This is a genomic window from Acinetobacter sp. AOR18_HL, assembly GCF_027855145.1.
In the GTDB taxonomy this organism is placed as follows: Bacteria; Pseudomonadota; Gammaproteobacteria; order Pseudomonadales; family Moraxellaceae; genus Acinetobacter; species Acinetobacter pittii.
Genome location: NZ_JAKTIG010000085.1, coordinates 59,970 through 72,830, shown reverse-complemented (window position 1 = coordinate 72,830; position 12,861 = coordinate 59,970). Strand labels below are relative to the sequence as shown.

Sequence of the window (12,861 nt, the reverse complement as noted above, 5' to 3'; positions counted from 1 at the left end):
TTAAGAGCCGGTGCATATGCACCGGTTTTTTATTTCTTAAAAAAAGATATTAAAAAAGCCCACTGATGTGAGCTTTTAAAAGATTAAATCTTATCGACCATTGCGGCCACGACCACGTGGTGCTTTGGTATTTGGGCGAGTTGTACCATTGGTCTTACGACGTGGTTTCTCGCTTTCATCCATTTGCCAAATACGTTTTGTACCAGACTTTTTCGCAGAACCATCTTTGTTCTTGCGAACCATTGGTTTGCCACCAGCACCGCCTGGCTTTTTCACGTATGAACGCGAGCGATAAGGCTGTTCAGCTGGTACATCTTTAAAGTCAGGGTAGAGTAATGGTTCAATTTCTTTTACATCACCCGGTCTTAAGCCAAGTTGAACTAAGTCAATTGAGCCAATTTTAGTACGAATTAAACGTAAAGTTGGAAAACCTACCGCAGAAGTCATACGACGAACTTGGCGGTTACGGCCTTCACAAATTGAAATCTCAATCCAAGATGTTGGAATATTTGCACGGTAACGTACGGGTGGATTGCGTTCCCATAACCATTCAGGTTCACTTACTTTAATGGCTTTTGCAGGAAGCGTCATACCATCATTCAGTTCTACACCTTTACGAAGTTGCTCAAGCGCTTCTTCGGTTACATCGCCATCAACTTGAACTAAATACGTTTTGTATTTTTTATTTGCAGGGTTGGTAATGAACTGATTCAGACCACCATGATCGGTTAAAAAAACTAAACCCTCAGAGTCCATATCAAGACGGCCTGCCAAGCGCAAAGTCGGGTCATCAACAAAGTCAGAGACGGTCATGTGCGCTTCGTCTTTACGAAACTGGGAGAGAACGTCATATGGCTTGTTGAGAATCACAATTTTCATAAAAAATGGCTTCTTCTTTCAAATAACTAGAGAAAACATTGAGCTATATTTAAGTGGGAAATTTGCTTATTTCCCACATAAATCTCAAAAAGAATTAAATTCGATTAAGCTATTATGCGTTAATAAAAGTTGAAAGTATTGTTTATCGATAATTATTTTTAGTTAATTAAGTATTATAAAAGGGAGAATCTACACAATGGGTTATCAGAAGATCGTGGTTCCTGCCGACGGCGACAAAATCAAAGTAAATGCAGACCTATCACTGAACGTACCAAATCATCCAATTATTCCTTTCATTGAAGGCGACGGTATTGGTGTGGATATTACACCAACCATGAAAGCAGTCGTAGATGCTGCGATTTTAAAAGCTTACGGTGGCAAACGCTCAATCGAATGGATGGAAGTGTATTGCGGCGAAAAAGCCAATAAAATTTATGGCAACTATATGCCTGAAGAAACTTTTGAAGCACTTCGCGAGTTTGTTGTATCAATCAAAGGTCCTTTAACCACACCAGTAGGTGGAGGTATTCGTTCACTCAACGTTGCATTGCGCCAAGAATTAGATCTATACGTTTGCGTACGTCCAGTGCGTTGGTTTGAAGGCGTTCCATCACCCGTTCAACACCCCGAATTAACCGATATGGTGATTTTTCGTGAAAACTCGGAAGATATCTATGCAGGGATTGAATGGAAAGCTGATTCTGAAGAGGCAAAAAAAGTCATTAAGTTCCTTCAAGAAGAAATGGGTGTCACAAAAATCCGTTTCCCTGAAGGATGTGGCATTGGAATTAAACCTGTATCGAAAGAAGGAACACAGCGTTTAGTCCGTAAAGCCATTCAGTTCGCAATCGAAAATGACAAGCCTTCTGTGACGTTGGTTCACAAGGGCAATATCATGAAATACACCGAAGGCGCATTTAAAGAGTGGGGTTATGAATTGGCTCTAGATCGTTTCGGTGGAGAACTGATTGATGGTGGTCCATGGGTTAAAATTAAAAACCCTAGAACGGGTAAAGACATCATTATCAAAGATGTCATTGCAGACGCATTTTTACAGCAGATTCTCATGCGTCCAGCCGATTACTCTGTGATTGCCACGCTAAATTTAAACGGTGATTATATTTCTGATGCTTTGGCAGCGGAAGTCGGAGGTATTGGTATTGCGCCGGGTGCAAATATTGGTGGTGCTATTGCTGTGTATGAAGCAACGCATGGCACAGCACCTAAATATGCAGGTCAGGATAAAGTAAACCCTGGTTCTATTATTCTTTCTGCGGAAATGATGCTGCGTGATATGGGGTGGACAGAGGCTGCTGATCTGATCATTAAAGGAATTTCTGGAGCAATTGCTGCCAAAACCGTAACTTACGATTTTGAGCGCCTAATGCCGGGTGCAACCTTGTTACGTTGTTCTGAATTTGGTGATGCAATTATTAAACATATGGGAGAGTAATCTTCTATTAAAAAGCCCTCGGTTGAGGGCTTTTTTTATTGCATAAATTCGGGATGTTTCGGAGTTTTAATAAAGCCGATTTTCTTTTGATAACTCTGGTCTAGGGCTTGAATAACAAGAACGAAAGCAACTAGAAATAAAGGAAAGAGCAGAGTTTTCACGATTTGGTTTCTCCGAGAGTTGAGGTGAAAGAAGGGCGTAGGGGAATTAAAAGGCAAACCGCAAAGAGAAGAACGGTTCCACCCAAAAGAAAGAGATGTGCATAAGACCAATGCAAATGATGCAAAGTACTAATGACAACACCACCCAAAAGTTGAGTACTGGCAAAGCCAATGGTGGCAAGGCTCCAAAGCTTTTGATAACGGTGCTCATAAATCTGTAGCAGACTATAAGAACTAATAAATACGGTTGCGGGAGTCAGTAAGCCTGTCAGAAGCGAAGATAAGGCCAGTAAAGATGCGGTATGTGAAAGGAACGGCAAAACAACGGCTAAGCTGTAAATGGTATATAACCATTTAATGGCCTGTAGATATCCGATTAGTCTGCTTAAGCAATAAGCGACAAGTGCACCAATGCAGCTTCCCACTCCATAGAGAACCCAAAATAGATTTCTTTGCTGTAGGGGAAAATGCAGAGTTCCAGATAAATAATCCATCCAAAACAAAGAGTGTGGAATATATGCAAAGGCACTACACATATAGGCAATAATAATGACAAGGCCTAAACGTGATTTTTGTAAGGCTTGTATAGTGGTCGATTGCGGCTTAATAATCTGGGCAGTATTACGACTTAACAATCGATAAAGAGTTAAGCTTCCTAATAGAGAAAGACCCGCGAAAATATTCCAAACATAATGTACGGGCATATTTTTAAGTAGAGGAATAATAATAGTGGCGGATAAAACGCCGACACCAATCCCGCTAAATCCTAAGAAATTAACTTTTAATCTTTGCGTGTTGGGAGTGTATTTCATTGCAAAGCTAGGCGCCAAAATCATAAGTAAGCCGCCAGCAATACCTGAAATCGTACGCCAAAAAATGAACCACACCAAAGGCATATCCATAAATGAACAGCCTAGTAGGCTGAGGCTGCCAGCTATAGCCGACAAGACAATCATGGGTGGGATGTACTTTTCTTTAATACTTAAGAGCGCTAATAAGGCACCAATGAGATATCCCAATAAATTTGCGCTCCCTAAGTAACTGGCAAAATCGTGAGTCCATTGGTATTGCTCGATCATGATGGGCATAAGCGCAGTATAGGAAAATCTAAAAACACCAATTCCCAAACAAGTTGCCAAAAAGACAATTAAGCTCATTCGATAAAACGTAGACATGAGAGGACGCTCAATTTTTTTATTATTAAAAGCGAGTTTTTAAATCTTTAAAAATGATTTAATATGATAGTTATTATCTTGTTTTGAGATAGTGGTATGTTACTTAAGTCTCTAGAGTTTTTTTTAGCTGTTGCAGAGAGTGGAAGTTTTTCCTTGGCTGCACAAAAAATGTATACGGTGCAATCGAATATCACGAGCCATGTGAAAAAACTTGAAGAAGAGTTAGGGGTTATTTTATTCAATCGTAATAACCCTGTGACTTTAACGAATGCCGGACAACAGCTGCATAGTTATGCTGTTCAAATGATTGCTCTACATAATAAAGCGAAAAAAATCTTTCAAGAGGGTGATATTGACCCGAACGAAACCATTCGTTTGGGCAGTATGGAAACGACAGCAGCAATACGTCTACCTCAATTACTCAATCAATGTATGCAGCAATATCCGAATTTGCCGATTGAGCTGCAAACTCACCCGACACGATATTTGTTAAGCGCTGTGCAGCAAGGAGAGGTCGACTGTGCTTTTGTTGCTTCTAAATATTTAATTCCAGAGTTGTATAGTTTACCTGTTTGGCAAGAACAATTGGTTTTGGTTTGTCCGAAACAGCAAACTCACTTTCCAGATGTTGCCAAGCTTGCAAAGACCCGATTTATTGCGTTTCGACAAGGTTGTTCTTATCGTCATGCAATCGAGTTATTTTTAAATGATCACAGTGTTCCGCCTTCACAAATTATGGAAATGGGCAGTCTGGACGGGATTGTAAGCTGTGTGGAATTAGGCGTTGGTTTTGCTTTATTGCCAAAGTCATATCTAAACAAAGTAGTCGAGAAAGTGTCATTAAGTTGTTTTGAACTTAATACTGAATCCGCTCATTTTACTACCTACTTGGTTGCCCAGTCGCCTGAAACATGGGGAAGCAATTTAAAGCAGTTTATTCATTTTATTGAGCAACAATTTGAATTAAATGTTGCTTAGGTTGTGATTGATTTTCATACGTAAATATCCAACTTAATTTATAAATTAAAAGTGATATATATGTATGAAAAAGTCATTTTATATTCTCACAGAGGTTTGTAATCATCTTGATGCTATAAAATTGTGGAAAAGGGTAGTTTATATAGGCTGGCTATGGTCAAATATGCCCCCTTGAAAGATGACACAAGCAATAATTTGGAGTTTGGGAATGAATATACCCTTAATCATCAATATTGTGGTTTTTGTCGGGTTAATATTTTTACTCGCCCAAACACGTAAAACGGACTGGAGCTTATCTAAAAAAGTACTGGCTGGCTTAGTTCTAGGTGTGGTGTTTGGTTTAGGACTACATTTGATTTATGGCGGTGGCCATCCGATTCTTGCTGAATCTATTAGCTGGTTTAATATCGTTGGAAACGGCTATGTAAAACTTTTACAAATGGTCGTGATGCCTTTGGTATTTGTGTCTATTTTGGGAGCGGTTGCAAAATTACACCAAGCCTCATCTTTAGGCAAAATCAGTTTTTATACAATTGGTACTTTACTCTTTACAACACTGATTGCTGCACTGGTAGGGGTATTCGTTACTAATCTATTTGGCTTAACTGCAAAAGGTTTGGTGCAAGGTGCTGCTGAAACTGCACGCTTAACTGCCATTAATACGGACTATGTAGGTAAAGTTACCGATTTAAGTGTACCGCAGTTTATTCTCTCCTTTATTCCAAGTAACCCATTTGCTGAATTAACTGGTGCAAACCCAACTTCAATTATTAGCGTGGTTATTTTCGCCGTCTTTTTAGGTATAGCAGCGCTTAACCTAATGAAGGACGACGCAGAAAAAGGTCAACGTATTCTTACTGCGATTCAGACGTTGCAGTCATGGGTAATGAAGCTCGTTCGTCTCGTGATGACACTTACGCCGTATGGTGTATTTGCGCTTATGACCAAAGTTGTGGCTAGTTCAAATGTCGCAGATATCTTAAATCTAGGCGGTTTCTTGGTGGCGTCTTATTTAGGCTTGGCGATTATGTTTATCGTACATGCCATTATTTTGACGCTTACAGGCGTTTCTCCTCTTAAATTCTTTAAGAAAGTTGCTCCAGTTTTAACGTTCGCATTTACTAGTCGTTCAAGTGCAGCAAGTATTCCACTGAGCATTGAGACGCAAACTCGTCGTTTGGGTGTGCCTGAATCTATTGCAAGTTTCTCTGCTTCTTTTGGGGCGACTATTGGTCAAAATGGTTGTGCAGGTTTGTATCCTGCAATGCTCGCGGTGATGGTTGCACCAACTATGGGTATCAACACCTTAGACCCAATGTGGATTGCATCGTTAGTTGGTATTGTGACTTTAAGTTCAATTGGGGTTGCCGGAGTGGGTGGTGGTGCGACTTTTGCTGCGCTGATTGTTCTTCCTGCAATGGGTTTACCTGTAACATTGGTTGCGCTTCTTATTTCAATTGAACCCCTCATTGATATGGGACGTACTGCATTAAACGTAAATGGTTCAATGACTGCGGGTGTAGTGACGAGTCAATTCATGGGCCAGACTGATAAAGAAATATTAAACAGTGAAGATGAAATTGAATTAACTCAACATCATTAAAGATCAGTAAAAAAACGGCTCTCTATTCTAGATGAGCCGTTTTTTTATATGCATAAATTATTACTGTGATGTTAATTTAAAAAAAACTGTATCTGTTTTTCTTTTAAATAATTTTCGAAAATGAGTCTATTACAAAAGAGAGCACTATCATGAAAATGTATCAAGTCGATGCTTTTACAAAAGAGCTATTTCGTGGAAATCCAGCCGCTGTCGTTGTTGAAAAAGAGTGGTTAGATGTAGATTTAATGCAGAAGATAGCACTTGAAAACAACTTATCTGAAACTGCTTTTGTAAAAATTATAGACTCTGAAAACTATGAAATCCGTTGGTTCACTCCAACGATCGAAGTTGATTTCTGTGGGCATGCCACACTTGCCAGTGCTTTCATATTATTTAAAGATTTTACCGAGAAAAAGACTCTTAATTTTCATGTCAGAAATTTAGGGCTTTTTATTGTTCACCAAGATGAAGACGGTAAAATTAGAATGGATTTTCCAATTCGCAAAGCTCATCAAGTTGAAGATTATCCAGCTCTTTTACGTCAAGCATTAACAAAACCCTTTAAAGCGGTTTATCAAAATGTTCAAGCCTACATTGTTGAGTATGAATCAGTGCAAGACGTGTTAGATGAGCAGCCTGACATGAACTTACTTAAAGCCTTAGGTAAACGGACTGCGATTACCACTGCAGGGATGGATGTTGCAATCACCTCAAAAGCTGATCAACAATATGATTGTGTATCGCGTTATTTTGCACCTGTCGCGGGCATTGAGGAAGATCCAGTTACGGGTTCAATTCATACGGCAATAGCACCATTATGGGCAGAGAAACTCGATAAAAATAATATTATGGCTTATCAGGCTTCTAGCCGTGGAGGCGTTTTATATTGCAATATCCTGAATCAGGAACGTATTGAAGTTTCAGGGTATGGGAAGCTTTATATGCAAGCTGAAATTTTTCCTTAAAATATAAGGCCGTTTAAATAAACGGCTTTTTTTCAAAACTTTACTATGAAAGTCAGCTTAAATTTCCTACTATAGTCCCACAACTATTGATTTTTTATTATTCAAATTAATTGGTATTTATATGTTTATGCAGTTTAAACAACTGACACTCTCCCTATGTATTCTTGGTTTAAGTGCTGCGTCTTGGGCACAAACTACACTAGTAAAAAGTAAGCAAAATATTGAGGAATATAAATTAGATAATGGTTTTCGGATTGTACTTGCGCCGAATGACAAAGAAAATAAAATCTTTATTAATACCATTTATTTAACAGGCTCATTAAATGACCCGCAAGGTAAAAGTGGCTTAGCTCATTTGCTTGAGCACTTGGCTTTTAAGGGGACACAAAATGTTAAAGGGGAAGAGTTCCAGCGTCGTTTAGATCAATATACATTGATGACAAACGCCAGCACCGATTATTATTCAACAAAATATACTAATATCGTTCGTCCAGAAAAAACTGCGCTTGATCAGGTACTGTATCTTGAATCTGAGCGTATGGATAAATTAGTTCTTCAAGAAAAGTTTGTTCCTTCCGAGATTGAAATTGTAAAGCGTGAACGTGAAGTCCGTATGGATCAGCCTTTTGCTGTGCTGATGGATCAAATGTGGAAGTCAGCTTATGGTAACCAATATTTAGGTCGTTTACCGATTGGTGATTTGCCTGAGCTTAAATCTATTAAGATGCCTGAACTGAACCAGTTTTATCGTAGCTGGTATGCACCCAATAATGCGGTTATGGTGATTTCAGGTAAATTTGATAAGACTGATGTCTTAAAAACAATAGATCAATATTTTAGTCCAATTGCGGCAAGAGCGGTTCCTAAAACTGTACAGATTCCTGTGCTTGACTCTACAAAAATGAAAAATCGTCAATTCATAGTGAAAAAGGGGAGCGATCTCGCTAAATTCCATATCTATATGAATGGTAAAAATACCAAAATTCAGCCAACACTCGCTTTAGCACCTTTGTTATATACCATGCAGCCAAGTGGTCATCTATACCAGAATATGGTTGAAACAGGCATTACCACAAATGTTGATGCAAGTACGTGGTTAGACCAAGATTTTAATGTGGTGTTTTTGGGTGCCATTTATTCACCAAGTAATGACCCTAAAAAAGTTGAAAGCTCTCTGCTAGCGGGTATCGAGAAAGGAAAGCCTTTTACTGAGGTTGAATTAAATCGTGTTAAGAGTTTAATGAAAACTCAAGGTGATTTAATTACTAAAGATGCGGTAGCACTTGGGTCACGTTTAAGTGATTACACTGTCGCTGGCGGTCAGTGGGATCAATATTTTAAAGATTTAGATTCAGTAGAAAACGTTAAGTTAGACCAAGTGAATCAAACTTTAAAACAATTCCTTGTGGCTGAGCATCGCATTGACGGTGATATTTTACCAACACCTGAAGATCAGAAAAAAGCTCAACAGCAAAATGCAAAAGAAGCACCTAAAACTCTAGATCAGGTAGAAGCAAAGGCAGAGCCTTTAAAAGATCCAAAGGTGTATCAACAAGAAGTTGCGGAGTTTTTAAAAACTTCTAAGCAATATGTTGAAAGCAATGAGAAAAAGATTATCCGTGGAAAACTGAAAAATGGAATGAAGTACGCTTTATTCCCAGTTGAAACACGTGATGATCGTACTTATGCAACGATTACGATGGACTTTGGAACAGAAAAATCTTTATTTAATAAGGGTACGGTCGTTGATTTAACTTCATATCTATTGCTTCGTGGTTCTGATAAATACAGTTTGCAAGATATTGCCGATAAATCGATTGATGCGGGCGGCGCGGCTTATGCAAGTGCTGACGGCAATGGCATGACCATTAATATTCAGTCTAAATCAGAAAAATTTGATGAGTTTTTCGAGTTTGTTCTTGATGTGATGAAAAATCCGAAATTTGAGCAATCTCAATTTGATTTAATTAAATCGCAAAGTTTATCAAGCCTTGATCGTCCTTATACCGAGCCAGATGTCGTGGCTGGCTTAACACTTTCACGTTTGCTTGAAGAATATCAACCGGGTGATTTGCGTTATCACTTTGAACCTGAACTGGCAAAACAGCAGTTGAAAAATGCAACTCAAGAGCAAGTGAAAGAGTTATATGAGCGTTTCTTTGCAATGAACCATGCTCAAATTGCTATTACAGGCGAATTTGATGCGAAAAAAATGCAAAAATTACTGAATCAGGAATTTGGTCGTTGGAACGGTAAGCAGCCATATCAAAAAATCTTGATTGATCACGTTGATTTTCCAGCACAGCAAGTTCATGTTTTATCTGAACAGCGTGAATTTGGTAGCTACCAAAGTGTGCTTTCAATTCCAGTTGGGAAAAACCATCCAGATGCATCTGCTCTCATTTTAATGAACTATATTTTAGGTGAGTCTCAAATTTCATCACGTTTAGCTCAAGAGCTTCGTGAGAAAAATGCGCTGGTGTATGGTTTTGGAAGTGGGCTACAACTTGACCGTGATACGAATGTAGGGGCCTTAAGCATTAGTGCAAATTATACTTCAGGTCGCTCAGCACAAGTGTCTGCTTCAATACACAAAGTGTTAAATGACTTGGTTAAAAATGGGGTAACTGAGCAAGAGCTTGAAGCTGCTAAAGCAGATATCATGAAGAAACGAGTTACGGCATTAGAAGATGAGCGTAATATTCATGGCATGTTAAATCTACAGCTTGAAACAAACAAAACATTGCAAGACCGAATTCGTCATGATCAAGAGTTAACTAAATTGACTGTTGCTGACGTTAACAGAGTAATTAAGAAGTATATTAAACCTGAACATTTGGTCGAAGTGATGGCTGATCAATATGGTCAGGCCGCAAAGAAATAAAGTCTTCTCGCAAATAAAAAGCCACTCAAATGTGGCTTTTTATTTGGGTCTTTAAATCACATTAATGATCATGTTTGTGCGCGTGAAAATCTTCATTTTTACGGAAACGTAAATAATTTTCGAATTGTTCACAATATTCATCGAAGTTATCTTCAAGCATCATTTGAAATTGCTGAAGAAGGTAAGACATAACCTGATCTTTCGCATCACGCATTTCATTACCATCTTTAAAGTTATTTGCTGCTACCCATGTATTGAAGCGGGCAGTAGCAAATAACATTGCAGCACTCACTTGACCACGTAGCTCAGCTGGATCAACTTTTTTATCTTTTGGCGGGCGACAAAAATCATTAGCCTGTTTAATAAATTCATCCGCACGCTCAAAGAAAACAGCATTTAATGCTTCTTCTTCAGTAATATCTGTTGCATTAATCTTTTGAGACATGACTTATTCCCGCAAAAATAGAGCTGCTTATTATAGGCAAACGCTTGCGGAAACAAAACCTTTGACTTAGTCTGTAAATAGCCTAAGTATTGGTAGGAGAGACTAATATGCAAGATGCAATTGCGATTCAAAGTTTAAAGACAGATATTGCTTTATTACGCCAGCATGTTTTCCCACCCCAATATTTAGAGCATGTTGAAGGGCTACCGATTTATTATGGCTTGCAACAAGAAGTCGAAAATTATTACCGTCAATGGCAGGGCTTAATTGAAAGGGCACAAGAGCTTTTTCAGCCATTTATGGAAGATGAATTACCAGATGTCATTCATCTGCCAAGTCATTTAAATTTACCGCTATTCTTTTTTCACGTAGACCGAATAAGGATTAATAAAACACGCGCAAAAGAATCTAAAACTTTCCGCGGTGTAGCGAGTCTTATTGAAAAATGCGGACAGTTTGAAACAGACCAGATATTTACAATGCAAGAATGGTTGCAAAGCGATGATACCGCGGCTTTGGTTGCTCACCGTGAATTCATTGATTTAAGAACCTATGTGTTTCAACATGGGCAAAGCGAATATACTCGTTCACGGTTTTATACGAATGGGATTGTGCTAGGGGTTGAGCCGCATTTTAAATTGGTCGATGCTCGGGATAAGCCAAGAAAGCAACGTAGTGATAGTTATAGTGATCCGTTAGCAGATAACGGTGTGTGGAAAGTATTTGGTAAATACCGATAAAAAGTCGCTGCACGTTTACAGCGACTTTTTATAAATTACCAGAAAGTTTCAGCCTGACTAAAAGTCTGTAAAGCTTTTGCTGAGCGCTTTTGTAATTGTGGCTGTTTGGCTTTGACCCAACCTAGAGCAAACCAAAAAGACGGATCTTGTTCAACCACATTGTTAAAAATACCTTCTGCAATAAACAAATCGTTATATTGACCTAGGGTATTTTGCACAGGTTGTAGCTGTTTTAAATATTGCTGTACTTTTTTATTTGGATAAAGACTAGAAATAAACTCAACACAATAACGTAACTGCTTAGCTTGCTTTCTTATTTTGTGTTGTTCAGTCACTTCAAGCTCAGAGAAGTGTTCAGCATTACTAATCACTTTATGATGTAACTTATCTAAACTCTTTTTAATATGTTTTTTTAAGCTGCCTTTTGGGGACTTGGAATCTTCTTCTGAATAAGCAAATGCTAATAAATTGAGTAACAGCTTAATCGTATCCGCAGAGGTAAAGATTATTGAGAGCTCTTTTGAGGGCTGGGCTGAAACTGGTAGTAAAAGCTCAGGTGATCCATGTTGTTGAATAATAGGTAACACTTCGGTGCGAATAGCATCTTCATCACGAGTATCTCCAAGTTTACGGAAAAGCTCAGCAATTTGTTCTTCCCAAACAGGATTTAGCTCGCCTGACCAACCTGTAAAATGCTTAAGGGCACTACGTAAACGACGTAGACTCACACGTGCTTGGTGAATATGCTCAGCTTCAGCAACGCCATCGGCAATTACAGCCATATTTGGTAAAAATTGTTCTAAACAGATTTCGACAATCTTTTTGAGAGCCTGTTGAGCAGTAATATCTTTATTTAGTTTCAGAGCTTTGGCATGAACAGCAGGTGAGGCAGCTTGTCCTAGTGCTAATAAGTTGCCACGTTCGGCTTTACTTCTTACATCAAGCCAAAGTGCGTAACGATTAATCCATTGCTGCGTAAACTGAATTAGCGTTTTCACAGCCCCTTGTTTGAGTTCAAATTCGACTTCGCAAATTACACTTTGTGCATCTGCTGTTTTTACGACACCATCATCTAAGCAAACTTCAATCGCTGTATTATCTGCTTCAAACACATGGTAGGTACGATGTACATCAGTCTCAAACTGCAAACTTAATTTTTCAGCTTCTGTTCCTAAAGCCGTATTAATTAAATCAGTTACCACTTTATTATCTTGATATAACTCAAGGTTTAAGTCAGGTTCTTGGTCACACACACCTAAATGAATTTCTTCTTCAACACGGTGGAGATGGCTTTGACCTGCGGCTTTAAATGTTTGTACCCATTGATCATCTTCTTTACGTAAACGTAAGGCCATACCGTTTTTTGCAAGTAATCGATCAGGAGTATCGTAATACTTTGCCTGTAAGTGAATGTTCTTTGCTTTGTGTTTTTTTAAGTATTGCTGGACAGTTTTTTTCTTCGATTCAGGTAACTGAAACTTTAGTTCGACTTCGACCATAATATATCTCCCTGAATCAGGTATTTAGACTATCTTGAATAAGTATAATAGCTTAGCTCTAAAAATAATGGTTTTGATA

11 protein-coding genes are annotated in these 12,861 nt (G+C 38.5%); 6 read left to right on the top strand and 5 right to left on the bottom strand.

What is annotated here, in order from left to right; translation table 11 throughout:
* Positions 1 to 90: 90 nt before the first annotated feature.
* Positions 91 to 879 (bottom strand): rRNA large subunit pseudouridine synthase E, encoded by a 789-nt coding sequence (locus MKL51_RS20750; RefSeq protein WP_032006962.1) that lies wholly within the window; start codon positions 877 to 879, stop codon positions 91 to 93.
* A 196-nt stretch (positions 880 to 1,075) separates the two neighbouring features.
* On the opposite strand from MKL51_RS20750, the gene icd reads away from it, so the two are divergent.
* Positions 1,076 to 2,332, top strand: coding sequence for an NADP-dependent isocitrate dehydrogenase (icd, locus tag MKL51_RS20745; RefSeq protein WP_005067916.1), 1,257 nt, complete (start codon positions 1,076 to 1,078; stop codon positions 2,330 to 2,332).
* A gap of 35 nt (positions 2,333 to 2,367) precedes the next feature.
* On the opposite strand, the gene MKL51_RS20740 is transcribed toward icd, so the two are convergent.
* Positions 2,368 to 2,493 carry a hypothetical protein gene (locus MKL51_RS20740; RefSeq protein WP_017399280.1) on the bottom strand — a complete coding sequence of 42 codons (126 nt, stop codon included), beginning with the start codon at positions 2,491 to 2,493 and terminating at the stop codon, positions 2,368 to 2,370.
* A complete protein-coding gene (locus tag MKL51_RS20735; protein ID WP_032041975.1) occupies positions 2,490 to 3,668 on the bottom strand; it encodes a YbfB/YjiJ family MFS transporter in 1,179 nt (392 codons plus the stop codon). Before MKL51_RS20735 ends, MKL51_RS20740 begins: the two co-directional genes overlap by 4 nt.
* Before the next feature lie 96 nt (positions 3,669 to 3,764).
* Between MKL51_RS20735 and MKL51_RS20730 the strand changes: the two genes are divergently transcribed.
* From MKL51_RS20730 to MKL51_RS20715, 4 genes are all read left to right on the top strand, one after another.
* Positions 3,765 to 4,646 (top strand): LysR family transcriptional regulator, encoded by an 882-nt coding sequence (locus MKL51_RS20730; RefSeq protein WP_017399282.1) that lies wholly within the window; start codon positions 3,765 to 3,767, stop codon positions 4,644 to 4,646.
* Positions 4,647 to 4,854: 208 nt separating this feature from the next.
* Positions 4,855 to 6,249 (top strand): L-cystine transporter, encoded by a 1,395-nt coding sequence (locus MKL51_RS20725; RefSeq protein ID WP_032006964.1) that lies wholly within the window; start codon positions 4,855 to 4,857, stop codon positions 6,247 to 6,249.
* Between the two features lie 149 nt (positions 6,250 to 6,398).
* Positions 6,399 to 7,214 carry a PhzF family phenazine biosynthesis protein gene (locus tag MKL51_RS20720; RefSeq protein ID WP_032006965.1) on the top strand — a complete coding sequence of 272 codons (816 nt, stop codon included), beginning with the start codon at positions 6,399 to 6,401 and terminating at the stop codon, positions 7,212 to 7,214.
* A gap of 121 nt (positions 7,215 to 7,335) precedes the next feature.
* Complete coding sequence (locus tag MKL51_RS20715) at positions 7,336 to 10,098, top strand: M16 family metallopeptidase (protein WP_032006966.1); 2,763 nt, start codon at positions 7,336 to 7,338, stop codon at positions 10,096 to 10,098.
* Positions 10,099 to 10,159: 61 nt separating this feature from the next.
* Here the strand turns inward: MKL51_RS20715 and MKL51_RS20710 are convergent, their stop codons facing one another.
* A complete protein-coding gene (locus MKL51_RS20710; protein ID WP_002118682.1) occupies positions 10,160 to 10,543 on the bottom strand; it encodes a DUF3144 domain-containing protein in 384 nt (127 codons plus the stop codon).
* A gap of 107 nt (positions 10,544 to 10,650) precedes the next feature.
* On the opposite strand from MKL51_RS20710, the gene MKL51_RS20705 reads away from it, so the two are divergent.
* Positions 10,651 to 11,283, top strand: a complete 633-nt coding sequence (locus MKL51_RS20705) for a hypothetical protein (protein WP_032006967.1) — start codon at positions 10,651 to 10,653, stop codon at positions 11,281 to 11,283.
* A gap of 35 nt (positions 11,284 to 11,318) precedes the next feature.
* On the opposite strand, the gene MKL51_RS20700 is transcribed toward MKL51_RS20705, so the two are convergent.
* The gene (locus tag MKL51_RS20700) at positions 11,319 to 12,782 is read right to left on the bottom strand and encodes a CYTH and CHAD domain-containing protein (protein WP_032006969.1); all 1,464 of its coding nucleotides are present in this window, start codon (positions 12,780 to 12,782) and stop codon (positions 11,319 to 11,321) included.
* Positions 12,783 to 12,861: the final 79 nt, after the last annotated feature.